We start from the raw sequence: 26809 nt of genomic DNA, 5'->3' as shown, positions 1-26809 counted from the left end.
TCTTGTGTTGGCGCGAGGCCTCAGCGAACAGGTCGAACTTCAGGGCGCTACGGGGAGTGATCATGGCAAAGGATGGAGCACGCGTTCTCGATCAACAAGGGACCGGATGGGTTTTGAGAGGTTCCCTTATAGGTCGGCCGGGCTACGGCATGAAACAAGCCGTCGGACAGGCCCGGGTTTTCAACCATCCCGGCCTGGTTCTGGCTCAGACGGTTGTGGCTTTCTGCTGCAGCTCACCAGCTCCAGATGGTGGCTGGTGAGCAGGTTGCCGCTGGAGAATTCGAATTTTTGAACTTTCCAATAATTCACGACGTTTGCCAAAATTTTAATTAAAGAAAAATATTAAAAATCTTACAAAACCAACAACAATACAGAGAAAAATAAAAATAACGCATCCAAATAAGAGTCCCGAGGCGTCTTTTTTTACAACTGCCCACAGGAATTTAAGCAACTTCACCTTCAGCCCAATCCAATAATTCTGCAAGTTAACCGAGATTCACCAGGGGATGAAAAGGCATCATAAGCTGATAGCATCGCCAGAAACCCACTTATAAACACAGCACCTAGAAACAAGGTGCTGCTTAAAAGTGCAAAAGCCATCAGCATTGCAGCAAATGTTAACAGCCCAGTGTAAAAACTTAAATCAGATGATGGATCAATCAAACATCCCAGGAAAAAGTTTGATGCCGAAAATCCTCCGGCCACCCATAACGCAGAAGCTCCTGCAAGCAGCGGGAACCATATAGAAAAGAACGCAAACAATATAACAAATACGAAAACAAGAATAACACCACCATTACTCCCCCCTCAATGGGGTAGGCCCCCGCCCCCGTAGCCGGATCAATCTGGATATACCCAGCCCCCGTCCACCCACTCTCTGTGATCGGGCTCTCGTGGATAGTCACCTCATACCCCGCATCCAGCGACTGTTGCACCCGGCTCTGTGTGTCATGGCTGTGCGCCGACAACGCCGTGTTCACGATGCCCGGGTTGTCGTTGTAGACCTTCTGCGTGATGGTGTAGATCCTCTGCCACGGCATCGGTATCGGCATCGATCGCCGCCAGGAGTGCGCTGATCTGAGCCTGGTCTGCCTCGTTGGCCTGGTCAGCGGTCGGGGCGGCCTTTGCTGTTTGATTCCCGGCGTTGCCAAGCCTGGCGGTCGGGGCAGGCTGCCGGTCGGTCCGGGCTTTGACTTCTCTGAGCCGTTCGTGCACCCGGGTGAGATTGCGGCTCGTGCGCACAGCCGCCAGCGCGCCTGTGCCTACCAAAATTCAAAGAATAATTATTTTACTCATTTTTGGAAGAAATAAATCGCTCATAAATAAGCAACACCAACCATACCAAAGCGCTTAGAAAAATTTGCAAATGAACATTTGCGACAAAAGACACAACAAGCCATATAAGAACAATCGCCAATATTATAGCGAAACATCTTTTTGCGGTAAGGGTCATAAAATCAAGAGAGAACAACATTGAGATAGCTAAACAAAACAAATAGCACCACGCCAACAATTGGGCCGCCCCATATCGCCGCTAGTCCTGCAGACATTTCTCCGTGGGCTAAATTGGCCAAAAAAGCCCTAAAATCATTTTTATCCAGTTGCATAGCAAGAATAAGCTGCAACACACCAAGAAGCACAAGTAAAACCGCGGTCAAATAGCTCGCAAACAACAAGAAAAAAGGAAGCAATACAAAATACAAACCAACAGCCAACAAAAGTCCCCCTATTACCAATACAATCCACCCTCCATTAGCCCCGCCCTCAATCGTATATGCTCCCGCCCCCGTAGCCGGATCAATCTGGATATACCCAGCCCCCGTCCACCCACTCTCTGTGATGGGTCGTTCATGGATAGTCACCTCATACCCCGCATCCAGCGACTGTTGCACCCGGCTCTGTGTGTCATGGCTGTGCGCGGACAACGCCGTGTTCACAATGCCCGGGTTGTCGTTGTAGACCTTCTGCGTGATCGTGTAGATCCTCTGCCCCTGCGATGCCGCAATCCCCAGGGCCTTGACGGCGCTGATGCCTTGCGGGCAGTCCGGCAGGCCTGGCGTGGGTTGGTATTTCCTTGCAGGTTGCATTTCTGCGGGTCACTGAAGAACCGCTTGGGCACCGCATGTTCCAGCGCACTCATGTATTGGCCCCGGAGCCGGTTGTATGCCACCCACTTCCTGTCGTAGTTGTTCTTGGCCCAGCTGACGTTCCGGATGTGCCCGATATCGGTGTTTATCCCAGATCGGCACCCATTGGATGGTGTTGCGCACCCAGTTCTGGATGGCAACGGGGTTGTTGCCCAGGTCTTGGGCCTTTGCGCGGACGGCGACCGTGAGGGTGACTTCCGATGTTTCCGCCAAATCCTCGGGCGTGGGCGCTTGTCCGGGTTCTGGCGGGATGGTGAACATTGGCCAACTTAATAATCCATCAATAATTAAAAAACTATTGGGGCCTGGTGTTACTTCCGGGTTGGTCCTCATACAGCTTAAGGCCGCATTTTTGACAGGTTCTTTTGATTTTGAAATCCGGTGTTTGATTGAGCAAGAAAGGGGCGCCGCAGCGCGGGCAAGGGAATCTAATCAATCGATATGAGAGAAAACCCCACAAGATCGCCCAAAACGCAGCAAGAAAAGGGAAGACAAGTTTTAAATCGATATTAAAAAGCCATTGAATAAAATTGCAAATGGCTACTATTAACGGCAATCCAAATATTAGGACAATCATAGCCAATTTGCTTTTTCTCCGGTATTTACTCCACTGATTTTTATAGATTCCCATAATTTAAACAGTTCAGCATATGTATGAGTCAATAGTATTTATTTTTCTTTTATTTTCCGCATAAAACAAACCCTCTATCATGATTGTTAAATTGAAAAACCCGACAAACAGCACGATAGATATAGCCAACACGGGCAATATGGCAACACCACCAACAACGACATTGCCCAATAGGCCTGCAAATGCAGAAACACTTAGCAGCCCCAAAGATAGTGCAATACCTCTCAGTAAAGTTGTATATGGATTATTTAATCCCAAAGCGGTGCCTGAGAATCCAAAAAATGCCTTCGTTACCGAGAGCATCGGGGAGAGCAGAGCTGCCAATCCAAGTATATATGGGCTGGTAATCATATTACTACTCACCCAAGCTAAATATCTTTGTCCAAAATCACCAGTCAAAGCACCGCCATTACTCCCACCCTCAATGGTGTAGGCCCCCGCGCCCGTAGATGGATCAATGGCCATGTACCCCGCCCCAGTCCACTCACTCTCCGTGATCGGGCTCTCGTGGATGGTCACCTCATACCCCGCGTCCAGCGACCGCTGCACCCGGCTCTGTGTGTCATGGCTGTGCGCCGACAGCGCTGTGTTCACGATGCCCGGGTTGTGTTTGTAAACCTTCTGCGTGATCGTATAAATCTTCTGCCCCTGCGCCGCCGCAATCCCCAGGGCCTTGACCGCACTGATTCCCTGCGGGCAGTCGGGTAGCCCCGTGACTGGACTGGAGCTGCCCGCCAGATTGCATTTCGCCGGGTCATTGAAGAACCGCTCGGGCACCGCATGTTCCAGCGCACTCATGTACTGGCCCCGGAGCCGGTTGTAGCTGGACCACTTCCTGTCGTCGTTGTTCTTGGCCCAGCTGACGTTCCGGATGTGCCCGATGTCGATGTTCACCCCAGGGAAGGTCACTTTCCTGACCACGCCCCAACTGTAGGTCGGCTGGGCTACGGCATGGAACAAGCCGTAGGACAGGCCCGGGGTTTCAACCATCCCGGCTTGGTTCTGGCTCAGGCGGTTGTGGCTCTCCGCCGCTGCAAACCAGCTCCAGATCACGGCGGTGAGCAGGTCCCCACTGATTTGCTCGCCAGTCAGGTTCTGCAGCTGGTTGGCTTGCAGTTGGTTTTTGGTGTTCTCCAGCCTTGTCTTGAGGCTGTCCAGTTGCCTGGCGCTGATGCCCCCTGCGCTGATGCCAATGGCCGTGGCCTGGCCCGCCACGTGGCTTTGGTCGGGCGTCAGGTCCCACTGCGTGGGATCGTACAACTGGGTGAAGCCGCCCTGTCCTTGCAGATCCGATCCCATGGTGACCACTCCTGTGCCTTGTGCCACCACTTGCCCATCCAGGGCCATTTGCGGCTTCAGCTTGACGAGGTAGCCCGGCAGGCTGCTGGGCAGTTGGTCTGGGCGTATGGGGCTGCCGTCCGCATTGGGCTTGGGCAGATAGCTTGCGATGAGGTCCGACGTGGCCTGGTCCGCAGGCACATAACTCAAGGTGAGGCGTTTGCCCCCCAGGCGGCTCGTTGGGGCTGTATAGCTCAGCAGCTCATTACCCCAACCGTCGCTCAAGCGGTAAGTGAACTGGTGCTGCAGGCCGGCCGGAACCGCAGTGCTCTGCTGGCCGGTCTGAATGATGGCCAGCGGGGTGACACCGCTCAGCACGCTGTGCATGGTCTGCGGAATGATCTTCCTGCCAATGACGTCGCCGACCGTGGCGTTGGGCTTTTGGGTGTCGATGTGGGTTTTCAGGCGGCTCTGGTAGGTGTCCAGTTGTCTCTGGATGGCAGCCTGGTTGAGGTTCTGTACCCAGCCCTCTTGTTCGTTGACGGTGGCTCCGCTTTGGGCGGCGTTGAGCAGGGCCTGGGCGTCCAGGGGGACGGCGGTTTGCAGGTCCATGCCCGCTGCGTAGCTGTATTGCTTGACGCTGGCGTCCAGCGCCACCCAGGCATTCAACGCTCCATTGGGATGGTTGTGCTGGGAGGCCGTCGCGTTCTTGGCACCCCGCCCGGGCGCCCAGTTCACATAGGCCTGCACCCATGCGTGTTCGAAGCGGATGCTCTGGACCGTCCCGCCCTGCACGCTGCCCCGCGCTGCAATGCCGCCCTGGTTCATGAGTTGCAAAACAGCCTGTGCGTTGGAGGCTCCACCCACCCAGTTCATGGCCTGCACGGCGGGGATTTCCACCGTGCCGAATTGATAGCGTGCAGGAATACCGGCTGCGCGAAGGAGCGCGATCTGCAGGCCGGCGATGTCGATGGCATTGCCGCGCTGCTTGTCCAGGGTGTCCTGCGCGCTCTGGATGGCTCCCCAGGTCGGGACCCATTCGATGGTGTTGCGCACCCAGTTCTGGATGGCAACGGGGTTGTTGCCCAGTTCCTGGGCCTTTGCGCGGACGGCGGTGGTGAGGGTGACTTCCGAGGTTTCCGCCAAATCCTCGGGCGTGGGCGCTTGTCCGGGTTCTGGCGGGATGGTGAACTGCAGACCGAGGCTGTTTCCCCCGCCTGCCTGCGCGAGCTTCACCTGCTGTTTGCCATGCAGGTTCTGGAACCACGCGGTCTGGTTACCGGCCGGCGGACGTTGATTGGGCTGCGGCGACCTCCAGGGTAATTTGCCAGGGTCTGCCGTTGCATGGGCACGGGCAGCCGGATACCGCTGGAAGTAGGCGTCCAGGGACGCCAACGTGGCCACCCCGGGTGCCTGTCGCCAGGCACGAATCAATTCGCGCAATTCACTGGCACGCTTTTCCAGTTCCACCTGCGCCTGATCGTGGCGGGCGAGGATCTCCGCGCTCACGCCCTGCGCCTGGAGTTGCTGGCGCACCGAGGCAAAGTCGGCCAACACGGCATCGGTATCGGCATCGATCGCCGCCAGGAGTGCGCTGATCTGAGCCTGGTCTGCCTCGTTGGCCTGGTCAGCGGTCGGGGCGGCCTTTGCTGTTTGATTCCCGGCGTTGCCAAGCCTGGCGGTCGGGGCAGGCTGCCGGTCGGTCCGGGCTTTGACTTCTCTGAGCAGTTCGTGCACCCGGGTGAGATTGCGGCTCGTGCGCTCGGTCGCCAGCGCGCCGGGCGGCTGCGCCGCACGCGCTTGCTCCAGCTTGGCCTGCTCGATGCGTTGCTGCCATTGGGCCAGGCGCTGCATTTGCTGCTGGGCGGTCGCAGGGACGACAGGCGCGCCTTCCTGGGCCAGCACGCTCAAGGGTTGTAGCGCCAATGCCAGTTGTGCCGACATCACGATGCGGGCCACAGGGCGCAGCCAGGGATGCCACGCGTTTCGGGGGTGTTGGAGTGCACTCATGCTCGGGGTCGCGTAATTCATGGTTCGCTTTGAAGGGGAGCGCGCGGGGACAAGCGACGGCGCGCAATGCCATGCATCGCCGCGGGCATCAGAAGCAGCAGCGCGAGCAGCCATTGCCAATCGAGAGGCACAGGCTGGATCTCGACAGGCGGCTGCCCGCCCGGGGCCATGAGCGTGAGGGTGGCTTGCGCCAGAGGTTGCTCGTTCCCTGCAATCTCGATGGTGGCGGCCACCGGCAGCACGCTGCCTGCGGTGCCTGCCGCGACCCAGTTCCAGCTGTACTGTCCACCTGCACCCACGGGCAATTGCACGCCGGTTTGGGTGAAGACAGCGATGGGTGTGCCGCTGGCGGGATCCAGTACGCGCACGCGCACCGTAGCCCCCGCGATGGCCGAGTTGCCGTTGTTGGCCAGACTCAGCTGCAGTGCCGATGAGGCGCCGACGATCACGGAAGCGGGGGCCGCACTGAGCTGGCCCGTGATGCCCACACCGCTTTGCAAGGCGTCCTGAACCACGAAGCTGGTGGTGCTGGACGCCAGTTCGACGTCTGCAAGGCCCGCCAGAACGCTCGACTTGGCGCCCATGGCCATTCGGGTGCTCTGGTAGCTGGCCGAGCCGAAGAGCTGGATGCGCACCTGGTAGGTGCCCGGCACCAGGCTGCCGGCCTTGAGGTAGTAGCCGTACTTGCGCTGGCTGCGCGGACTGGCCTGGGCGATGTCCTCGGCGTGGACGAGCACGACCTGCCCACCGGGCGCGATGACCTGCGTGATGGCACGCAGGTTTTCCTGCAGCAAATTGGCACTGAGATTGGCAACCCGCGAGTCGATGAACACGGTGTGCGCAGCGCTGTAGCGGCTGCGGTCCGTACTTGCGCGGGCGCTGTTGAGGCTGTTGTCTACCGCTCCTACCCCGGCACCCGCTTTCACGGCAAAGGAAGCGCTTGCGCTGCCATAGACCAGGCCCTGAGAGGTGACGAGTTCCGCCCGGACCTGATAGTCGCCGGCGAGTACGGCAGCCACCGACCAAGGTGCCCGCACCTGGTCGGTAGTCGCCGGTTGCAGTTGGGCGGCCGTGCCGAGCGGCAACACGTCCACGGACTGGCCGGCCACATCCAGTACCGTCAGCCGCACGAGCGCGTCGCGGGCAAAGCTGCCCGCGTTGTGCACCATCGCTGTGAAGCTGGCAGTGTCCGCCTCGGCGTAGATCGGCTTGTCCGTGGCCACCGAGACAACCAGGTGGGTCGCGATGGCCCCCAGGTCGGCCGCTGCCACGTTGTTGCCACGGTCGAAGTCCGAGAGGGTGTGCCTGCCCGTACCATCGTCGTCGGCGACGATCCAAACGGTGCCCATGGCACTGAGTTGGGCCAAAGGCCGGGCGGGGACAATCGCCAGATCTTCGTAGGCGCCCGTTGGCAGCACGCTTTGCGTGACGCCTTGCGCCACCAGGGCTTGCGCCGCAGGCTGGCCCAGGGCGGGGTCGGTGTTGTAGACGGCGACCGGGGTGCCCGCGGGCACCTTGTAGGAGCCGGCATTGCCCACGCGCACGATGATCTGCGAAAGCGGCTGCGCTCCCTTGTCCACCACGCGCACGTAGCTGGCCGTGATGTCCGCGACAGCCCGGGGGTCCGCATCCATGCGCCGGTTCAGCCGGAAGGTGTTGTGGCTCTTCCAGCTGGGCTCGGGGTCGCGGGGAACGCTCAGGTCATCGTTGATGTTGTTGATGCTGTACGCGTGCTGATTCCAGAGGGTGCGCGTGGGCACCCATGCGTTGTTAACATCTTCGAAAGCCCGAACGCCGTGGAAACGTGCTGTCGCATTGATGAGCCAACCGAAGTCGTTGGCCACCACCAGCATGTCCGAATGCCCATCGGCGTCCACATCGACGACCAAGGGATATTCCAAGGTCGTGTCCGATGTGTTTGGCTGCTCCCAGAGCACCTCGCCTGTCGGGCCCTTGAATACGCGCAGCTTGATTTCATCGGCATAGAGCACTTCGGCCACTCCGTCGCCGTCGAAGTCGAAGACGGTCGAACCCGTGATCTGCGAAGACCAGTCCTGCGATGCCTTGCTCCACAGCAGCGATCCATCGCCCCGGAATACGGAATACGCGTTGGAGCCCGCCACGCCGATTTCCGGGATGCCGTCGCCATCCATGTCGGCAATGGTGGGCGGGCCGCCTGTTCCTCCGCCGGGTAGCGCGGTCGTCCAACGGACCTGCCCGTCCGCACCGATGAGCGAGATCTGGCCCGAATGGACGATGGCAATGGATGGTTGCCGGCTTGAATCGAAGGAGGCAACGGCGGTGTATCCATCCATGGGGGCCTGCCACACCAGCGTTCCATCGGCGGAATAGAGCGCGCCTCCGAAAATCACGTTGGCATTGCCGTGCCCCTGGATGTCGGCCGCGATGGGGATGGAAAAACCCCCGTTTCGTTCATAGGAAGTGCCGACATACGGACCATTGGCACGCCACTTGGTGGTGCCGTCGAAGTTCAGGACGGTGAGACCAAAAATGATCTCCGGCTTTCCGTCGCGATCAATGTCTGCCACGTACGGCGCCCCCCACGGAGGAGAGCCGGAACTGGCAACGGTCACATCGGAAACCCACCACCGCTCGCCGGTGTGGCGGAAGGCCACGACGCGGTAGTCCCGAGTGATGGCGATGATCTCCGGCTTCCCATCGCCGTCGAGGTCCGCCAGCGCCAAGTTGGCAATCGCGGAAATGGAGTCGTCCCGGATGGACAACAGGTGCGAGCCGGTCTTGCCATCGACGACACGGATCGTCGCTGCGTTGTTGTACCCCAGCGATGCCGAGAACGACGTGAACGCCACGGCCGGCATGTCATCCTCATCCAGGCGCCCGTCGCCGTTGGTATCGACGATGCGCCCGACAACCGGCGCCATCATGACCTGGTTGTAATCGGGGTACGGCGAGTTGCTCCCATCCCAGTGCCACTTGAGTTTGGGCGAGAACGCTGCGGCCGAGGGAGTGAACAGCACATCTTGCGCGCTGGATCGCACGTTGTTGAGCTTGCTGCTCTCAGGAATGGTCCCTGCGGGATCAACGATCACATGGATCGGTGCATCGCGGAAAGGCAGCATGCCCGCCACCACGATCTCGAGTGTTTGGGACTGCCCCGAAGCCAGCGCCGCCGGCAGCGTTGCCTGACCGAGCACGGCATCCGTGCCCGGGTTGTATTCGCCATTACCGTCCATGTCCAGGAAAGCGAGCAACGGGACGCTCGCCGGGGCCGGCTGTGTGCCTGCGTTGCGTATCTGCACCTGCAGCGCACCAAGAACGCGCAACGTCTGCGGGTCGGTCTGCAAGGTGTGGCGCCTGACGGCCTGCACCTGCAGGTCCACGGCCAGCGCTGCTGTTTGCGGGGGACGCAAGCGCAGTTGTCCCAGGTCGCTGTTCTGTGCAGGCTGCAGCAAGTAGCCAGCCGTGACGCCCTCATAGCCTGCGGCCGTCACAGCGAGCTGCGCCGCGGCTCCGTCCAGCCCGCGGAGTGCGAAGCGGCCATCGACCTGGCTCGCCGTGGTGCGCACGATGCCGGTGGTGGTCGTGGCGGACAGCTGCGCCGCTGCAATAGGCTGGCCGGTTCGCGCGTCCAGCACGATGCCGCTGAGGCCAGCGCCGTTGGCCTCTGGCGGGCTTTGGCTGCCCGCATGGAGCCTGGGGGAATACTGAACCGCCGTGTTGCTCTGTGAACTACAGGAGAGTCGGGTGTTGGCCTCGGCAGAGCTGTAGCCTGCTTGGCTGACGCTGATGCGTGTGTCGCCTGAAACCAGGCCAGCCAACACATAGGTGCCATCGGCATCCGTGAGTGTCGTGCCGGTATTGGCGCCGCTCAGAGCCACGGTGGCTCCGGCAACAGGCGTTGTGTCGGCAGCGTTGGTGACGCGGCCAGTGATGCGGCAGTCGGTGGTGCTGCCCGAACCGCCAGGCTGGCTGGGCACCAGGCCGGGGGAAAAGTCCAGGGTTTGCCCGGCCAATGCGTTGGCCTGGCCGGAGGCGTCGTAGTAGCCGGCCTTGCGGGCGATCACGCTGACGTTGCCGGGTGCGACACTGCTGATCAGGTAACGGCCAGCCGCGTCGGTGGTGGCGCTCAGCGATTGAGCAGCCACCGTGACGGTCACTGCACTCAGAGGCATTCCGCTGGCAGTGTCTTTGACGATCCCGCTGATGACCGCGGTGGCGCTGTTGCCTGGCACCAGCATCTGAAGGGTACCCAGGTCCGTCACAAGGCCCGCGCGCAATGTGGCCGATGTCTGGACGGTGCTGTAGCCGGAGGTACTGGCAGTGAGGGTGTAGGCGCCAGGAACCAGTCCCGTCAGGTGAATCTGGCCCGAACTATCGCTCAATCCAAGGATGCCGCTGCTTGCCGGACCCGTGAGCTGCACTCCAGGGATGGGAATGCCATTGCGCGCGTCCACAAACTGCATACGCAGCGCGGCCTGAGCCGGGTTGATGGCAGGGCGTTCGGCCAATGCAAGCGCGCGCAGGGCCAGTGCCGTGGTCCAGGGATCGTTGTTGCCCCAAGCCCCGCTGGAGCTTTGCGCTGCCAGCAACCATGCCTTTACGGATGGGCCCATGGTCGGCAGAGCGCCGCTGTAGGGGTGCACGGCTTCATAGATGAGCGCGGTGATGCCGGCATCGGACTGCCAATGTCCCGCCGGGTTGGCTTGACCCAGCAAATAAGCGGCTGCTCTGTCGGCGATGGCTGCCGCGACCACGGAGCGCTGACGGTGTTCCTGCAGACCACGCAGCACGGTGGCCGTGCTCAGCAGATCACCAACGCCACCCACGGTGAAGCTGCCGTTGGCGGCCTGTTGCTGTTGCAGCCAAGCCAGGGTGGGCTCAGCCTGGGTCGTGCTCCATTGGCCAGCCAGTGCTTGCAGTGCCCAGCCGGTATCCAGCGCATTGGTCCCGCTGAGGCTGTCATACATGGCGAAGCCGCCGGAGACCGAGCGCCGGCTTTGAAGTTCGGGGGTCCGTGGAATCTGGCTTTGTTGCTGCTGCAACCATTGGGTGCATGCCAGCACCTCCGTCGCAGTCTCGGCCAATGGCGCTGCATCCAGCGCGGCCGTCAGCGATGCAGCTTTGGCGAGATCGGAAAATTCCAGCAGCGTCCGGGCTGCTTCACATTGGCTCTGGAGCGCAGTGGCAGAACTGGAGGCGCCGGCCAGTTGGCCGGTCGCCTGCACCTGGGTCTGAAGCCAGGCCAGGCCACTGGCAGTGCCTGACCAAGCCAGCCCGCAACATGTCGATATCAGAGCAAAGCACAGCCAATACCGCACGGCTCTGGCCGCGCGGTCGATTCCCGTCACACACATTGGAGATCCTCTTGTCTCTCACCATGCGCATGAAAAGCGTCGCCGGTCGACCCTGAGCCAACCACCTCCCCCAATCGCAGATGCAGAGTCGTTGCAATTTTTTATTGCGGCGGATGCTAACCATAACGATTGCAATCATCTGTGACAAATTGTGGTTGACACCGATTCGCGACAAAGCACCGCTTTCTGTTCACCCCCCGCCGTGACGATGGAATGCCCAAATGCCTCAATCATTGGCTTTCACGACATCCAGGGTGATGCGCAGCCACGCAGAGGCAATCTTCTGGTCACTACATGCCGGGTCGATTCAAGCGACAACCTTTGCAGAACCAAAGCGCCACTGCGTTTCGGGCCACTGCGGCCCAAGAGCCATTGAAACGCAAAGGGCGGCCGGGGCCCGAGGGTTGTGCGGGCCGCCCTTCACCGATGGGGGTGAAAAGTGCCTCCAGCGCAATTGGAACTAGGGCATAACGCTATATTTTCAATAGCAATCCGCACGGACGTGCGGGGATCAGCCAAAGCCTGCAGCCAGCACCCCGCGCGCCTCGCGCACGAAATCAGACTCCCCGGCCCGGGGCGGCAGCAGATAAAAGCCCGCCTGCGGCAAGGCCGGCAGGCCGTGCGGCGCCGGCAGCACCCGCACGCCGGGGCACAGCGCCGAGGCATTGAGGCAGGCCACGCCCAGGCCCGCGGCCAGCGCCGACTGGAGCCCCGCCACGCCCGAGGCGAGCAGCGCGATGCGGTAAGGCACCCGGCGGCGTTCCAGCAGCGCCACGGTGAACTGGTGCAGCGAACAGCTGTCGGGCAGCGCGAGCAGGCGCAGCGGCTCGCCCCGCACGCGCGTGACGCCGGGGGCGGCCATCCAGTGCAGGGCCTCCTGGCGCAGCAGCGACGCCTTGGCCGCGGCGGCATTGGCGGCAGGCCGTGCGCGGGCCGCGCCGGCCGCCGTGCGCGCGGCGGGCAAGGCCATGGTCAGCCCCACGTCGAACTCGCCGCTGGCATAGCCCGCTTCGACCAGCCCGCTTTTCTGCACCGTGACCTGCAGCCGCACCTGCGGGTATTGCGCCTCCACGCGCGCCAGCAGGCCCGCCAGATCGGCCGGTCGGAAGTAATCGGTGACCCCGAGCCGCAGCGTGCCCTGCAGCGCCACGCCGTGCAGATCGCGCCAGGCCGCTTCGCTCAGCGCGAGCAACTGGCGCGCATGGCCCAGCAGCCGCTCGCCCGCCGCCGTGGGCGCCACGCCGGCCTTGGAGCGCAGCAGCAGCGACTGGCCGGCCTGCTCTTCGAGCTTGCGCAACTGTTCGCTGACGGCCGACTGCGACAGGAAAACCCGCGGCGCGCCGGCCGTGAGGCTGCCCGCGTCGATCACGGCGGCGAAGGTGCGAAGCTGGTCAAGGGGAAAGGCGTGCATGGTTCAGTGCATCCAACGGAATAACCGATGGATGGTATCCATGAATCCCGCTTTTCAGAAAGGTGGATGCGGCGAAAAATCTCGGCATCCTTTCAACGAGCACCCGCACCATGCCCCACATCGCCATCCACCTGTCCGGCCCCGCCGATGCCGCCCTGGCCCGCCGCGCGACCGCGGCTGTCGCCGACATCACCCAGAACGTACTGGGCAAGGCCCTGCCCGTGATCGCCACCACGGTGCAGTTCATCGCGGCCGACCAATGGTTCATCGGGGGCGTCTCGCTGGCCGAGCTGGGCCAGACCGCCTTCCACCTGGACATCAGCATCACCGACGAGACCAACACCAAGGCGGAGAAGGCGCGCTACCTGCGCGAGATCCATGCCGCGTTCGCCGGCCTGCTGCCCCGCCTGCACGAGGTGAGCTACATCCACCTGATCGATGCCCGCGCGGCCGCTTACGGCTACGGCGGACGCAGCCAGGAATGGCGGCACCAGCAGGCCGGCGTATAGCGGCGCGGTGCAGGTGCTGCCACGCCCTGCGGCGGCAGCGTCAGCGCATCGGGATGACGAACACCCGGCGGCGCGCCTCGCAGCCCGGGCCGTCGTAGGGCGTGCTGTCGCGCTCCCAGCCCGGCCCCGGCGACACCTGGGCGCAGACGCGCTTGCCGTCGACCTTGCTGCGCCAGAAGTACCACGGCGCGGGCGCGGCCCCCGCAGCACCGGCCAGGCATGCGGCCGCCAGCAGCGCGGCGCCGCAACGCAGGGCGAAGGCACCGGCCTGGCGGGTGCGGCAATCGGGCAGCGACGAGGTCATGGCGTGTCTTTTACATGGCTGTTGAGCATGGACGGGGCGCGGCCTGCGGCGCCGCCTCGGTGCCATTGTGAGGGCCCGGGCCTCAATCCACGGGCGCCGAGACGATCCAGCCCTCCAGCGGGTCCAGCCCCGGCGGCAGGCCGTACAGCGCATCGCCCTGCCGGTGGCGCTGCTCCGCCCAGGCGGCCTGCACCAGGCACAGCACGGCGTCCAGGCGGTCGCCGCTGGCGTCGTCCACCAGCGCATCGCGCTGCGCGTGCGTGAGCTTGAGCCGCAGCCCCAGCCGGGTGGCGCCGTTCTCCAGCGCCGTGACCAGGTCCTTGCGGGCGATGAGGCGGTCGGGCGTCTGCTTGGCGCGGTCATCGCTCTTGTAGCTGCGCCGGGCCAGGATCTCGCGCGCCAGCAGGCCGGGGTAGGCCTCCAGCGCCACGCGGGCCGGGTCGCCCTCATGCAGGCCGGGCAGGTGCACGCCGGCATCCAGCAGCAGCGGCACGCCCGCGTGCAGCATGTAGGCGACGGGCGGGTTGACCCATTTCATCGACGGGCTGGAGCCCGCCGGCCCGTCGGCGGCCCGATGGGCGAACTTGGCGCCCGCCGGGCGCGCATCGCAGAATGCCGCGAAGGTGTCGCGGATCTGCGCGCGGCTCAGGCTCCGGTAGTGCTGCATGCTGGCATGCCAGGTGAGCGGCCAGCTCAGGTGCGCCAGCAGCTCGCGCGGCAGGCCGAACGGCAGGTCGAACCCGCCCACCCAGGTGCGCGGCTCGGCCAGCCAGCGGCCGAAGCCCGCCAGCGTGTCGAAGGTCTCCAGGCCCGACAGCACCACGCGTGCCCCGGCCAGTTGCCCGCTGGCGACCACGATGGGTTTGCGCCGGCTGGGGCTGCTGGAGAAATCGCAGCCGATCAGCATCGGCAGCGGCGGCACGGCGCTGGCACCCGCATCCATGCCCTACCCCAGCGCCAGGGCGGTGACGCCCGCTGCGATCAGCACCGCGCCCGCGATGCGCGCGGCCCGGTCGCCCTCGCCCAGCAGGTGGCCGCCGATGAGGGCGGCGAACAGCATCGACACCTCGCGCGCCGGCGCCACGTGCGACAGCGGGGCCTCCTGCATGGCGTACAGCACCAGCACGTAGGCCACCGGGCTCACCGCCGCCACCAGCAGGGCGAAGCGCCACTGCACCCGCCAGAGCACGCGCGCGGCCGGCAGGTCGCGCAGCACCACGGGCGCGAGCACCGCCACCCGCACGAAGTTGCCCATGTAGTCCACGAGGATGGGCGACATGCGCAGCACCTTCACCGCGTAGCCGTCCACCACCGTGTAGCTGGCGATGAACGCGCCGGTGAGCACGCCGTAGCGGATGCCCGCATGCACCCGCTGCCGCGCGGCCGGATCATGCGCGGCGCGCAGCAGCGCGGGGCCACCGGCGATGAGGAACACCCCGCCCACCACGCCCGCGATGCCCAGCCCCCCGAGCAGCGAGATCCGCTCACCCAGGAACGTGATCGCGACGAGCGACGACATCAGCGGCCCTGAGCCGCGCGCAAGCGGGTACACCACGGTCAGGTCGGCCTGGCGGTAGCCGCGCAGCAAGATCACGTAGTACGCCACGTGCAGCAGCCCGCTGGCCACGACGAAGCCCCATTCCCTCGCCCCCCATTCGGGCACGGCATCGCGCCCTAGCCACCAGCCCAGCGGCGCCCAGCCCAGCATCATCAGCACCGAGGTGAAGAAGGCAAAGCGCGAGTCGCCGCCCGCTTTCTTGGCCGCGATGTTCCAGCACGCGTGGATGAGCCCGGCCAGCAGGATGAGGGCGAAGGCGTTGAAGGTCACGGCGCTGAAAAAAGGGAGAGTAAGCCTGAATGCAGAAGGCCGCAGCGCATGGCGCCTGCGGCCTCGGGGGACGGGTGGGGGAGAAGCAGGGCGCCTAGGCGCGGCCGATGATGGACGCCGTGGCCATCAGCTCTTCCAGCAGCGCGAACGACACGCGGCCCGACACCGAGTACGGGTCCAGCTCGGGCTTTTCGGAGTATTTGAGCAAGATGGAATGGTTGATCCGGGTCAGGTTGACCTGGCCCATGGTCCAGCCGCCGAAGCGGCGCTCGTGGATCTCCTCGAAGTGCAGCAGCTCCACGTCCTTGTGCCGCGGGTCCTTCTGGATGTGGCCGTACAGGGCGCTCACCGCGGAGCGGCCGCCCTCGATCGCCTGCAGGAACACGCCCCCGCCGTAGCAGAGCACGCCGGTGATGCCGCAGGTGGGGTTGTGCTGGCGCGACTGGCTGAGGATGGCTTCGATGGCGTCGGGCGAGGTGTCCACGGCGCGGCTGGCGTAAAGCAGTCGGACGAGCATGTCAGTTCCTTCCGGGAATGAGCGAGAGGAATTCGCGGCGCAGGGCCGGGTCCTTGAGGAACACGCCGCGCATGACGGAGTTGAGCATCTTGCTGTCCATCTCGCGCACGCCGCGCCAGGACATGCAGAAGTGGCTGGCCTCCATCACGATGGCCAGGCCGTCGGGCTGGGTCTTTTCCATGATGAGGTCGGCCAGCTGCACCACGGCCTCTTCCTGGATCTGGGGGCGGCCCATGACCCAGTCCACCAGCCGCGCGTATTTGGACAGGCCGATGACGTTGGTGTGCTCGTTGGGCAGCACGCCGATCCAGATCTTGCCCATCACGGGGCAGAAGTGGTGGCTGCAGGCGCTGCGCACGGTGATCGGGCCGACGATCATCAGCTCGTTCAGGTGCTCGGCGTTGGGGAACTCGGTGATGGCCGGCTGCTGCGCGTAGCGGCCCTTGAAGACCTCGTTGAGGTACATCTTGGCCACGCGCCGCGCGGTGTTCTGGGTGTTGTGGTCGGTGGCCGTGTCGATGACAAGGCTGTCGAGCACGCCCTGCATCTTGGCTTCGACCTCGTCGAGCAGCAGCTCCAGCTCGCCGGGCTCGATGAACTCGGCAATGTTGTCGTTCGCATTGAAGCGCTTGCGTGCCGCGGCCAGCCGTTCGCGGATTTTGACGGAAACGGGCGTGCCCTCTTCGGGCGGCGCGTCGTTCGATTCGGCGGCGAGTTGTCTGAACATGGGCGGCATCGTACCAGCGAATGCCCGCCCCGGCTTGCCGAGTGTTTTTGGCCCCCAGCGCATATTCCTCTAGGGCGTATAGCTATAAAAATAATAGCGACAAACCCAAGCCGCACCGGCTCAGTAGCGGTTGCCGGTCACCCAGAGCGCGGCGCGCATGATGGCGAAGGCGATGCGGTCCAGCGCGCGCTGGCGCCAGGGGCGCTCGGCGTAGGCGCGCGGGTCCATGCGCTGGCCGGCATGCTCCATGGCGTGCACCAGGCGTTCGCGCAGGTCGGCGGCGAAGCCCGCGTCCTCGATCACCACGTTGGCCTCGCGCGCCAGCAGCAGCGACAGCGGGTCGAGGTTGGACGAGCCCACGGTCGCCCAGGGGTGTTCGCCCAGCGCATCGACCACCGCCACCTTGGCGTGCAGGAAGCTGGGCGAATACTCGTGGATCTCCACGCCGGCCTTCAGCAGCGCGCCGTACACGGGCCGGGCAGCGTGGTACTGCATGAAGTATTCGTAGCGCCCCTGCAGCAGCAGGCGCACGCGCACGCCGCGGCGCGCGGCCAGCACCAGCGCGCGGCGCAGCTTGCCGCCGGGCACGAAGTAAGCGTTGGCGATGATGATCTCGTGCCGCGCGTTGGCGATGGCGCGGCGGTAGGCGCGTTCGATGCGGCTGCGGTTGCGCAGGTTGTCGCGCAGCACCAGCGCGGCCCGCATGCGGGGGCCCGCGTCGTCCGCGTCCTCCTGCGCGCGCCGGGCCTGGGCGGCCGCGCGCAGGTCGCGCAGCGCATCGGCCAGGCGGTGGCGGCGCGCGTCGCGCACCGCCTTGAGCCGCCACCACACGTGCTGCATGGCCTCGTCGGCCTGCTCCACCAGCCGGCCCTCGGCACGCACCGCGAAATCGAAGCGCGGGGCTTCCAGCACGCCGTGGTTGGGGTCGTGCAGGTCGTCCAGCACGTTGATGCCGCCGCAAAACAGCACGCAGCCGTCCACCACGCACAGCTTGCGGTGCAACCTGCGCCAGCGGTGGGGCAGCAGCAGGCCCAGCGTGCCGACCGGCGAATACACCTGCATCTGCACGCCCGCGGCCTGGAACCGCTCGGGCCACGGGCCGGGCAGCGAGCCGGTGCCCACGCCGTCCACCACCAGGTGCACGCGCACGCCGCGTTCGGCCGCGCGCACCAGCGCCTCGGCAATGCCGGCGCCGGTGCCGGTGCAGTCGAAGATGTAGGTCTCGAACTGGATGTCGGACGTGGCGGCGTCCATGTCGGCCACGAGGGCCGCGAACAGCTCCTCGGACCCCTGCAGCAAGCGGACGCGGTGGTCCGCGCCGAGCACGGCGGCATGCGACATGGCTCAAAGCCCCCCGCAGCTCACAGGCGGAACTCGGCGATGAGCGGCAGGTGGTCCGACATGCGCCACCAGATGCGCCCGCGCGGCACGTGCAGGCCGAGCGGCGTGAGCCCGCGCACATACACGTGGTCGAGCTGCACCATGGGCAGGCGGGCCGGGTAGGTGAAGGTGCGGGGCGCCTCCTCGTACTCGTACAGCCCGCAGGCCGCCAGCGCACGCTTGACCTGCAGGCCCCAGTCGTTGAAATCGCCGGCCACCACCAGCGGCTCGTCCGGCGGCACCTCGCGGGCCACGAAGCGCTGCAGCTGCGCCACCTGGCGCACGCGGCTGCCGGGAATCAGGCCCAGGTGCACCACGATGGCATGCACGCGGCGGCCGTGGATCTCGACCTCCACGTGCAGCAGGCCACGCTGCTCGAAGCGGTGGTCGGAGATGTCCTCATGCCGGTGCCCGATCACGGGCCAACGCGACAGCAGCGCATTGCCGTGCTCGCCGTGGCGGGTGACGGCATTGGTGCGGTACACCGCCTCGTAGCCCTCGGGCGCCAGGAACTCGGCCTGGGGCATGTCGGGCCAGCGCTGGAAGTACTGCTGTTCGCGGCGGTGCATCTTGCGCACCTCCTGCAGGCACACGATGTCGGCGTCGAGCTGCTCGACGGCATGCCCCAGGTTGTGGATCTCGAGGCGGCGGGCCGGGCCCAGGCCCTGCACCCCCTTGTGGATGTTGTAGGTGGCGACGCGCAGGATGTCGGAGGGGTCCATGGCGCGATTGTGTCGCAGCCGCGCGTCGTTCCGGTGTCAGCCGGCGGGAAGGGCCTTTTTTCCACCCTCTGGCCGGCGCCGTGCGCCCTACACTGTGCTCTTTGCTCACCGGGACGCGCGCCGCACCGCCATGGCCACCGCCAAAGAACCAGACTCCACGGAATCCCAGGCGCTGGTGATCGACAGCAACGCGACCTCGCGCAGCATCCTGGTGGCGCAGTTGCGCGAATACGGCATCCACCGCGTGGTGCAGTGCAGCAGGGTGCAGGACGCACGCAGCCGGCTGGAGCACACCGTGTTCGACTACGTGCTGTGCGAGCAGTATTTCGCCGAATCCGGGCAGTCCGGCCAGACGCTGCTGGACGACCTGCGGCGCGCCCAGATGCTGCCGTTTTCCACCGTGTTCTTCATGGTCACCGCCGAGGCCTCCTACGCCGCGGTGGCCGAGGCGGCCGAATCCGCGCTGGACGGCTACCTGCTCAAGCCCTTCACGCCCAGCGCGCTGTTCGAGCGGCTGGGCCTGGCGCGCCTGCGCAAGACCCACCTGCGCCCCATCTTCGATGCCATCGGGCGGGAAGACTTCGAGGCCGCCGCCCAGCTGTGCGTGGAACGCTTCGAGGCGCGCAAGCCCTACTGGCTGTATGCCGCGCGCATCGGCACCGAGCTGCTGCTGCGCCTGGCGCGGCACGACGAGGCCCGCACCCTGTTCGAGGCGGTGATCGAGGCGCGCGCCCTGCCCTGGGCCAAGCTGGGGGTGGCGCGGGCGCAGATCGAGTCCGGCCAGGCGCCGCGGGCCATCACCACCTTGCAGGGCCTGATCGGGGAGGACGCCTCGTTTGCCGACGCGTATGACGTGCTCGGTCGCGCGCAGGTCGAGATGGGCCATTTCGAGGACGCCATGGCCACCTACCGCACGGCCAGCGGCCTCACGCCGGACTCGGTGGTGCGGCTGCAAAAGCTCGGCATGATGGCCCACTACATGGGCGACCGCGAAACGGCGGCCAAGGCCCTGTCGCGCGCCGCGGTGCTGGGCATCGACTCCAAGCTGTTCGACTACCAGTCGCTGGTGCTGCTGGCCTTCGCGCACTTCACGGGCAACGACCGCAAGGGCCTGGAGCGCTGCATGGCCGACTTCGTGCGCATCCTGGAGCGCCATGGCGACAGCCGCCGCGTGCAGCGCTTCAGCGAAATCGTGGCGGCGCTGCAGCAGATCCAGCAGCGCCAGTTCGCCCAGGCCGTGGCGGGGGTGCGCGCCATGGCGCGCGAGATCGGCATCGGCGAATTCGACTACGAAGCCGCCTGCAACCTGAGCAGCCTGCTGGCCGTGCTGGCCGCCACCTCCATCGACCTGCAGGAGGGGCCGGCGTGGGTCACCGCCATCGGCATGCGCTACGCCAACACGCGCGGCCTGTGCGAGCTGATGGCCAATGCCTGCCTGGTCCATCCCGACTACTCGGACATCGTGCGCGGCTGCCTGCTCCATATCAACAAGGCCGCCGAGAATGCGGTGGCGCTCAGCCTGTCGGGCAACCCCGGCGGCGCGGTGGCGCAACTCCTGGATGCCGCCGGCACCACGCTCAACACCAAGCTGCTGGACCTGGCGCAGCAGATGCTGACCCGGCACGCCGCCCGCATCGACGATGCTGCGGCGCGGCAAGCGGCCATCGACGCCCTGCGCTCGCGCTGCGGCCCGACCACGCCGCGCGCCGTGCTGGGCCAGGCCACCGAAAGAAAGCCGGGCGAACTGGTGCTGCGCACGTCCAGCGCCGCCAGCACACCCGCCGCCACGCCCTCCTCGCCTTCGTCACCCGCCTCGCCACTGCCCGAACCGGCCGATCTCGCGGCGGTGCTGCGCCTGCGGCCGATGTAGCGCTGGCCGGGAGGCCGCGGTCAGGCCGGCGGCACGAACCGGGGCAGCATCAGGCAGGCCTCGGCATTGGAGGGCGAGAAGCAGGCCAGCGCCGCATCGCGCCAAGGCAGCCAGCGCCACGCCACGTGCTCGCGCGGGCTCAGCACCACCGGCGTGCCCTGCGGCACGCACAGGCCGAACAGACGCTCGCGGTTGCGCACCACGCCCGGCGCATAGCGATGCAGCCACTGCGGCCAGATGTCGTAGACGTTTTCCAGCGCCCAGTCGGTCAGCACGCAGCCGGGGGCGCGGGCATCGATGCCCGTTTCCTCGCGCACTTCGCGCACCGCCGCATCCTCGAAGGGCTCGTCGGGCCAGTCCTTGCTGCCGGTGACCGACTGCCAGTGGTCACCACCGCCCGCCCGGTGGATCAGCAACACGTCCAGCGCCGGGGTGTGGACCACCACCAGCACCGACTCAGGGATCTTGAACGCGGCCGGCAACGGGATCAGGCCGCCGCGGCGAGCAAGGACTGCAGGTCCTGCCGTGGCGCGTCCGCCAGCGCACCGGCCGCGCATTGCTGCAGCCACTGCGGCGAGATGCGGCAGAGCATGGCCCGGCCGGCCGGCTCGCCCGCCGTGGCGACCGGCACCACGGCATCGATCAAGGGCGCCGCCCCGGCAACCGCTCCCACCCCCACCGGCTGCAGCGTGCGGCGGTCCAGTTCGAGGATGGCGCCGAGCGCATCCACCCGCAGCGCGAACTCCTGCAGGCGCCCGTCGTCCAGGGTCGCGCGCACCACCACGATCTGGCGGTTGGGGTCGCCCTCGCGCGGGGCCGGCGCATGCGCCTGGCCTGCCGGCGCGGCGATCACGCTGCGCAGGTCCACCACCGGGCACACGCGGTGGCCGATCTGCGCCAGGCCGAGGAACGGCGCACGCAGGCCACCCGCGTGCAGCACGGTCACGTCGGGTGCGGCCTCCACCACCGAGGCGGCCTCCAGCCCGAACCACTGCGCGCCCATGCGAAACGATGCCAGTTGCAGGCCCTGCGCCGCCTCGATGCGCGCGCCGGGCAACGTGGCCAGCGCGGGCGCCAGCGCCGCGGCGGCCTGGTGCTCGCACACGTGGCGCAGCACCGCGCAGCCCAGGCCGTGGTCGTAGCCGTCCTGCGCGCGGAACTCGCGGTAGCCCTGGCCCCGCGCGAACCCCGTGGCGTACAGGTGGCGGCCCAGGACCGCCATGCGCGGCTCGGTGCGGCCAGCCGCCCAGGCGGGCATCGCCGCCTGCGCCTCGCTGCCCGTGGCGCAGACCACCGCGCCCTGCGCGTCGACGAACGCCAGCACGTCGCGCCCGCCCGCGCCCCCCGCGCAGTCGGCCAGGATGGACGACAGCTGCTCGGCCGCATCCCAGACGATGGCAATGCCGCCCAGCAACGGACCCGTGGAGCCGCGGCCATTGCCTTCGCCCCGCACCGCGGCGGCATAGACGAAGGTCGGGCCCTGGTCGTAGAACCGGCTCGGCGCGTAGCTGCTCACCACGTAGCCCTGGCTGCCCTGCAGGCGCAGGCAGCGGCCGACCCATTCCTCGTCCAGCGGGGTGCCCACCTGCCGCGCCTGGCCGGGCTGGGAGACGGCCACCACGCGGCCCTCGCGGTCGAACAGCACCAGGCAGGCGTACACGGTGTAGAGCTGGTTGATGCCCTGCAGCACCGCAGTGGCCTGTTCGCAGCCCGGCGTGCCGGCCTCCAGGGTGCGGGCGAACTGCGGCGTCAGCGCCCACCAGCGGCAATCGTTGGCCCGCTCATAAAGGTTGCGGTCCAGGATCTGCATCGCCAGCGACGCCCGGCCCCGGGCATCGCTCAGCAGCGAACGCATGACCACGCCGTACAGGTCCTGCAGGGCACTGGCGAAGGCCAGGGCCGTCTTGCGGGCGGTGGCGCCGATCTCGGACAGCAAGGTCTTGGCGAACTGCAGCTCGCGCGGCGCCGCCGAATCGCCCCCGAGCTGGTGCAGGTCCAGCAGGCCGTTCCACACCGAGCGCTCCAGCGCCGACTGGATGGTGGCCGAGCGCGCCGGAATGTCGCGCAGCTCCTGCGACAGCACATCGGCGTGGCCCGCCAGTTCGACCGGGAAAGCGCCGGCGTCGCCCTGGGCCGCCTCGTCGAAGGCCACGTCCAGCGGCAGCAGCGCCACGCCGCGCCAGCCCGGCCCGGCATAGCCCTGGAAGCCTTCGGTGTCGCGCACGGCCATCAGGTAGCGCCGGCTCGCATGGTGGATCGGCTGCACCCCGGCGGCGGCGGCCTGCGGCAGCGGCCAGCCGGCCGGCAACTGCAGCGGGTCGCTGGACACCAGCACGCGGCCCTGGCCGTCCGTGAGCGCGAGCACGGCGTCGCAGCCCTGCCCCTGCGAGCCGCCGCCGCCGTCCTGCACCGAGGCGAAGATGGCCGGCATTTCGTCGGCCAGCTTGAACTGAAGGCACAGCACGCCCACGGCATGCCCCTCGAAATCCACGCGCCGCGCGTACATGAGCGTCTTGCCGGCGTCGCCGCTGAAACCGTGCGCCGCGTAGTGCTCCACATAGGGCGCATGGCTGTGCAGCACCGACTGCAGAAACGCCTGGTCGGCCTGCCGCTGCGCCTCGGACGCGACCGGCTCCACCGCATGCAACTGGGCGCACGGCCGGCCGGCGGTGTCGAACAGGAAGATGTTGCCGTACACCGTGTACTTGTCGGCGTATTCGCGCAGCCGGGCGGCGATGGTGGGGCGGATGTCGGGGTCGGGATGGCCCAGGAACTCGGCCACGCCCACGTCGGTGGCGAAAAAGCCGATGTCGGCCGTTCGCTCGAAAAGGTTGCGCACCAGCACGTCGATGCAGACCTGGGCGCGCGACGCGAGATCGCTGATCCGGTTCTTGAGCGCCTCGCCGGCCAGCCCGCGCATCAGGTCGGCCGACAGGGCGGCGAAGTCCCTGCGGGCCTGCGCCAGGTCATGGCCGGAGGAGGCCTTGGACGACAGCAGCGACAGGGACGACAGCAAGGACAGGTGGTCCCATGCATTCTCGACCAGTCTCAATTCCTGTCGTTGGTGCTGCGCCGCCGGCATGTACCGCAACCATTGCTCGGGGGTGGCCAGAAAGGGAGACGCGTGAGACACAGGAAGTCCTTTTGCCTGGGCGATGGCCCAGATTGTGATGCATGCATGGCGGAATCCACACGCCATCGGCATGGGGTTTGCCCTTTGCCATCCAGGCAGGGCCTGCACGACGGGGCCGAAGACAGCAGCACAATGCGTGCCACACCCCCATACCCTGTTCCGGTCCCTGCCGCATCACCCGCCCGTTCAGCACGGCGCCTCCCTGGGCCGCCGCGCCCGGCGCGTCAGCTTCCCGAGGATTTGCGGGCCGTGGCCACGGGCGGCGGCATTTCCTTGGCCTGCAGCGCGCGCACCTGCGTGACGAGCTGGTTGTGCGCATCCAGGAAGGCCGCGGCGATCACCTTGCCCTCGTTGGTATTGCTCCAGCCCGCGCCGGCCGCCCCGCCCAGCTTGCCGAACACCAGCCCGCCCACGCCCAGGTCGGTGGACCGCGCCGCGCCGGTGGAGGCCGCCACCTGCTCGGTGGTCTCGTTGTCGGACAGCAGCAGGGCCGTCTGCGCTTCCTTGAACTTGACCTGCTCCACCAGGCCGGCCAGGCCCGCGATGTCGCGCAGCACCGGAATCATGGCGATGACGCCGGACAGCCCGCGGCCCGCGTCCTGCTCGCTGAACGTGAGGCTGGGCGTGAGCGTGTACTGCGCCTCGTAGCCCCGGCCCTTTTGCACCGTGGAGTTCTTGCGCAGAACGCCCGCGTCCTTCAGGTCCTGCTCCTGCACCGTGCCCCGCAGGCCGGCGGAACGGTCCACCACGCGAAAGCAGCCGCTTTGCTGCGCCAGCAGCTTGATCAGCGGCACGGGCGAGGCCGGCAACTGGTAGCCCGACCCCATGATGTAGCCGTTCGGGTTCTCGGCCAGCGCCAGCGTGGCCACGGGCGCGTCGCAGCGCACCAGTTCGCGCGCGGCGTTGCGCGCCCCTTCCGGGCCGGCCGAGCCGGTGACGACGGAGCCGCCCTGCCCCAGCTCGGTCTTCTTCTCGCCACAGCCGGCCAGCGCAGCCACCAGGGCCAGCAGAGTCACGGAGAGCCGGGTCACTTTGCGGGTTTGCATCAACGCGTCCTTCAATGGAAAAAAAGCGGCAGGAACATGACGCTCCTGCCGCTTGGGGGTCTATCGCTTCAGCGGTCCCGGGGGATCGGCCGTGCGCCTGGCGGATCAGGCCGCCTTGACCGCGTCGGGGTTGCGCAGGCGGATGTGCAGTTCGCGCAGCTGCTTTTCGTCCACCGGGCTCGGCGCCTGCGTCAGCAGGCACTGCGCGCGCTGCGTCTTGGGGAAGGCGATCACGTCGCGGATCGACTCGGCACCCGTCATCAGCGTGACGATGCGGTCCAGGCCGAAGGCCAGGCCGCCGTGGGGTGGCGCGCCGTACTGCAGGGCGTCCAGCAGGAAGCCGAACTTCTGCTGCGCTTCCTCGGGCGTGATCTTGAGGGCGTCGAACACCTTCTGCTGCACGTCGGCGCGGTGGATACGGACGGAGCCGCCGCCCATCTCCCAGCCGTTGAGCACCATGTCGTAGCCCTTGGAGATGCACTTTTCGGGCGCGGTGACCATCCAGTCCTCGTGGCCGTCCTTGGGCGCGGTGAAGGGGTGGTGCACGGCGGTGTAGCGCTGCGAATCCTCGTCGAACTCGAACATCGGGAAGTCCACCACCCACAGCGGCGCCCAGCGGTCCTCGAACAGGCCGTTCTTCTTGCCGAACTCGCTGTGGCCGATCTTGATGCGCAGCGCGCCGATGGCGTCGTTGACGACCTTTTCCTTGTCGGCGCCGAAGAACAGCAGGTCGCCGTCCTGTGCGCCGGTGCGCTTGAGGATCTCGGCGATGGCCGCGTCATGGATGTTCTTGACGATGGGGGACTGCAGGCCCGGCCACCGCGAGGGCCCTTGCAGGTCCGGCCCCTTGGCCAGCTCGTTGACCTTGATGTAGGCCAGGCCCTTGGCGCCGTAGATCTTCACGAACTCGGTGTAGCCGTCGATCTCGCCGCGCGAGAGGCCGCCGGTCTCGCGCGCGCCGCCGGGCACGCGCAGGGCCACCACGCGGCCGCCCTTCATGTTGGCCGCGCCCGAGAACACCTTGAAATCCACGTCCTTCATCACCTCGGTCAGCTCGGTGAATTCGAGCTTCACGCGCAGGTCGGGCTTGTCGGAGCCGTAGCGGTAGGCCGCGTCCTGGTACGTCATGACCGGGAACTCGCCCAGGTCCACGCCCAGCGTGTTCTGGAACACCGTCTTGATCATGCCCTGGAACATGTCCCGGATGTCCTGCTCTTCCATGAACGACGTTTCGATATCGATCTGGGTGAACTCGGGCTGGCGGTCGGCGCGCAGGTCTTCGTCGCGGAAGCACTTGGTGATCTGGTAGTAGCGGTCGAAGCCGGCCACCATCAAGAGCTGTTTGAACAGCTGGGGCGACTGCGGCAGCGCGAAGAACTGGCCGTCGTGCACGCGGCTGGGCACCAGGTAGTCGCGCGCCCCTTCGGGCGTGCTCTTGGTGAGCATGGGGGTTTCGATGTCCACGAAGCCGTTGGCGTCGAGGAACTTGCGCACCTCCATCGACACCCGGTAGCGCAGCATCAGGTTGTTCTGCATGTACGGGCGGCGCAGGTCCAGCACGCGGTGCGTGAGGCGCGTGGTTTCCGACAGGTTCTCCTCGTCGATCTGGAAGGGGGGCGTGACGGAGGGGTTGAGCACGTTCAGCTCATGGCACAGCACCTCGATCTTGCCGCTCTTGAGGCTGTCGTTGGTCGTGCCCTCGGGGCGCGCGCGCACCAGGCCCTTGACCTGCACGCAGAACTCGTTGCGCACGCCTTCGGCCGTCTTGAACATCTCGGCGCGGTCGGGGTCGCACACCACCTGCACGTAGCCTTCGCGGTCGCGCAGGTCGATGAAGATCACGCCGCCATGGTCGCGGCGGCGGTTCACCCAGCCCGCGAGGGTGACGGTTTGGCCCAGGAGGGCTTCGGTGACGAGACCGCAGTAGTGGGAACGCATGGCCATTGGAGAGTCTTCCTGC

18 protein-coding genes are annotated in these 26809 nt (G+C 66.0%); 2 read left to right on the top strand and 16 right to left on the bottom strand.

Annotated elements, in window-relative coordinates; translation table 11 throughout:
* Positions 1-1457 precede the first annotated feature (1457 nt).
* From AVAK2825_RS02425 to AVAK2825_RS02405, 5 genes are all read right to left on the bottom strand, one after another.
* A complete protein-coding gene (locus AVAK2825_RS02425) occupies positions 1458-2087 on the bottom strand; it encodes a hypothetical protein (protein ID WP_284393815.1) in 630 nt (209 codons plus the stop codon).
* A 9-nt stretch (positions 2088-2096) separates the two neighbouring features.
* Complete coding sequence (locus AVAK2825_RS02420; protein ID WP_284393813.1) at positions 2097-2480, bottom strand: hypothetical protein; 384 nt, start codon at positions 2478-2480, stop codon at positions 2097-2099.
* A gap of 310 nt (positions 2481-2790) precedes the next feature.
* On the bottom strand, positions 2791-6087 hold the full coding sequence (locus tag AVAK2825_RS02415) for a transglutaminase-like domain-containing protein (RefSeq protein ID WP_284393811.1): 3297 nt from the start codon (positions 6085-6087) through the stop codon (positions 2791-2793).
* Entirely contained in the window at positions 6084-11396 is a 5313-nt protein-coding gene (locus AVAK2825_RS02410) for a carboxypeptidase regulatory-like domain-containing protein (protein ID WP_284393809.1), read from the bottom strand. The genes AVAK2825_RS02415 and AVAK2825_RS02410 overlap by 4 nt, the downstream gene beginning before the upstream one ends.
* 517 nt (positions 11397-11913) lie before the next feature.
* On the bottom strand, positions 11914-12813 hold the full coding sequence (locus AVAK2825_RS02405) for a LysR substrate-binding domain-containing protein (protein WP_284393807.1): 900 nt from the start codon (positions 12811-12813) through the stop codon (positions 11914-11916).
* Positions 12814-12923: 110 nt separating this feature from the next.
* On the opposite strand from AVAK2825_RS02405, the gene AVAK2825_RS02400 reads away from it, so the two are divergent.
* Positions 12924-13322 carry a 4-oxalocrotonate tautomerase gene (locus AVAK2825_RS02400; protein WP_284393805.1) on the top strand — a complete coding sequence of 133 codons (399 nt, stop codon included), beginning with the start codon at positions 12924-12926 and terminating at the stop codon, positions 13320-13322.
* A gap of 40 nt (positions 13323-13362) precedes the next feature.
* Here AVAK2825_RS02400 and AVAK2825_RS02395 read toward each other — a convergent pair whose 3' ends face one another.
* From AVAK2825_RS02395 to AVAK2825_RS02365, 7 genes are all read right to left on the bottom strand, one after another.
* A complete protein-coding gene (locus AVAK2825_RS02395; protein ID WP_284393803.1) occupies positions 13363-13626 on the bottom strand; it encodes a hypothetical protein in 264 nt (87 codons plus the stop codon).
* An 82-nt stretch (positions 13627-13708) separates the two neighbouring features.
* Entirely contained in the window at positions 13709-14569 is an 861-nt protein-coding gene (locus AVAK2825_RS02390) for a DUF429 domain-containing protein (RefSeq protein WP_284393801.1), read from the bottom strand.
* A gap of 3 nt (positions 14570-14572) precedes the next feature.
* The gene (locus AVAK2825_RS02385; protein WP_284393796.1) at positions 14573-15454 is read right to left on the bottom strand and encodes a DMT family transporter; all 882 of its coding nucleotides are present in this window, start codon (positions 15452-15454) and stop codon (positions 14573-14575) included.
* A gap of 94 nt (positions 15455-15548) precedes the next feature.
* A complete protein-coding gene (locus tag AVAK2825_RS02380) occupies positions 15549-15971 on the bottom strand; it encodes a BLUF domain-containing protein (protein ID WP_272565458.1) in 423 nt (140 codons plus the stop codon).
* A gap of 1 nt (position 15972) precedes the next feature.
* Positions 15973-16698 carry a GTP cyclohydrolase I gene (gene folE, locus AVAK2825_RS02375; RefSeq protein ID WP_272565459.1) on the bottom strand — a complete coding sequence of 242 codons (726 nt, stop codon included), beginning with the start codon at positions 16696-16698 and terminating at the stop codon, positions 15973-15975.
* Between the two features lie 120 nt (positions 16699-16818).
* On the bottom strand, positions 16819-18039 hold the full coding sequence (gene clsB, locus AVAK2825_RS02370) for a cardiolipin synthase ClsB (protein WP_284393791.1): 1221 nt from the start codon (positions 18037-18039) through the stop codon (positions 16819-16821).
* A gap of 20 nt (positions 18040-18059) precedes the next feature.
* The gene (locus AVAK2825_RS02365) at positions 18060-18800 is read right to left on the bottom strand and encodes an endonuclease/exonuclease/phosphatase family protein (RefSeq protein ID WP_272565463.1); all 741 of its coding nucleotides are present in this window, start codon (positions 18798-18800) and stop codon (positions 18060-18062) included.
* Positions 18801-18930: 130 nt separating this feature from the next.
* Here AVAK2825_RS02365 and AVAK2825_RS02360 point away from each other — a divergent pair, with 130 nt between their 5' ends.
* A complete protein-coding gene (locus tag AVAK2825_RS02360) occupies positions 18931-20670 on the top strand; it encodes a response regulator (RefSeq protein ID WP_284393789.1) in 1740 nt (579 codons plus the stop codon).
* 20 nt (positions 20671-20690) lie between these two features.
* Here AVAK2825_RS02360 and nudB read toward each other — a convergent pair whose 3' ends face one another.
* The 4 genes from nudB to aspS all read right to left on the bottom strand — a co-directional run bounded on the left by nudB (position 20691) and on the right by aspS (position 26793).
* Positions 20691-21161, bottom strand: coding sequence for a dihydroneopterin triphosphate diphosphatase (nudB, locus tag AVAK2825_RS02355; RefSeq protein WP_284393931.1), 471 nt, complete (start codon positions 21159-21161; stop codon positions 20691-20693).
* On the bottom strand, positions 21158-23803 hold the full coding sequence (locus AVAK2825_RS02350; protein ID WP_284393787.1) for a chemotaxis protein CheW: 2646 nt from the start codon (positions 23801-23803) through the stop codon (positions 21158-21160). Before AVAK2825_RS02350 ends, nudB begins: the two co-directional genes overlap by 4 nt.
* Positions 23804-24027: 224 nt before the next feature.
* Positions 24028-24849 (bottom strand): CsgG/HfaB family protein, encoded by an 822-nt coding sequence (locus tag AVAK2825_RS02345; protein WP_272565468.1) that lies wholly within the window; start codon positions 24847-24849, stop codon positions 24028-24030.
* A gap of 105 nt (positions 24850-24954) precedes the next feature.
* Positions 24955-26793 (bottom strand): aspartate--tRNA ligase, encoded by a 1839-nt coding sequence (gene aspS / locus AVAK2825_RS02340; RefSeq protein WP_284393784.1) that lies wholly within the window; start codon positions 26791-26793, stop codon positions 24955-24957.
* Positions 26794-26809 lie beyond the last annotated feature (16 nt).

Source organism: Acidovorax sp. SUPP2825, assembly GCF_030158995.1.
Taxonomy (GTDB): Bacteria; Pseudomonadota; Gammaproteobacteria; order Burkholderiales; family Burkholderiaceae_C; genus Paracidovorax.
This window is presented reverse-complemented; position numbering and strand designations above follow the sequence as displayed.

Bases quoted from the DNA above. Each gene is read 5' to 3' on its own strand.
- AVAK2825_RS02425 (WP_284393815.1), bottom strand. From the start codon at position 2,087: ATGCAACCTGCAAGGAAATACCAACCCACGCCAGGCCTGCCGGACTGC.
- AVAK2825_RS02420 (WP_284393813.1), bottom strand. From the start codon at position 2,480: ATGAGGACCAACCCGGAAGTAACACCAGGCCCCAATAGTTTTTTAATT.
- AVAK2825_RS02415 (WP_284393811.1), bottom strand. From the start codon at position 6,087: ATGAATTACGCGACCCCGAGCATGAGTGCACTCCAACACCCCCGAAAC.
- AVAK2825_RS02405 (WP_284393807.1), bottom strand. From the start codon at position 12,813: ATGCACGCCTTTCCCCTTGACCAGCTTCGCACCTTCGCCGCCGTGATC.
- AVAK2825_RS02400 (WP_284393805.1), top strand. From the start codon at position 12,924: ATGCCCCACATCGCCATCCACCTGTCCGGCCCCGCCGATGCCGCCCTG.
- AVAK2825_RS02395 (WP_284393803.1), bottom strand. From the start codon at position 13,626: ATGACCTCGTCGCTGCCCGATTGCCGCACCCGCCAGGCCGGTGCCTTC.
- AVAK2825_RS02390 (WP_284393801.1), bottom strand. From the start codon at position 14,569: ATGGATGCGGGTGCCAGCGCCGTGCCGCCGCTGCCGATGCTGATCGGC.
- AVAK2825_RS02380 (WP_272565458.1), bottom strand. From the start codon at position 15,971: ATGCTCGTCCGACTGCTTTACGCCAGCCGCGCCGTGGACACCTCGCCC.
- folE (WP_272565459.1), bottom strand. From the start codon at position 16,698: ATGTTCAGACAACTCGCCGCCGAATCGAACGACGCGCCGCCCGAAGAG.
- clsB (WP_284393791.1), bottom strand. From the start codon at position 18,039: ATGTCGCATGCCGCCGTGCTCGGCGCGGACCACCGCGTCCGCTTGCTG.
- AVAK2825_RS02365 (WP_272565463.1), bottom strand. From the start codon at position 18,800: ATGGACCCCTCCGACATCCTGCGCGTCGCCACCTACAACATCCACAAG.
- AVAK2825_RS02360 (WP_284393789.1), top strand. From the start codon at position 18,931: ATGGCCACCGCCAAAGAACCAGACTCCACGGAATCCCAGGCGCTGGTG.
- AVAK2825_RS02345 (WP_272565468.1), bottom strand. From the start codon at position 24,849: ATGCAAACCCGCAAAGTGACCCGGCTCTCCGTGACTCTGCTGGCCCTG.
- aspS (WP_284393784.1), bottom strand. From the start codon at position 26,793: ATGGCCATGCGTTCCCACTACTGCGGTCTCGTCACCGAAGCCCTCCTG.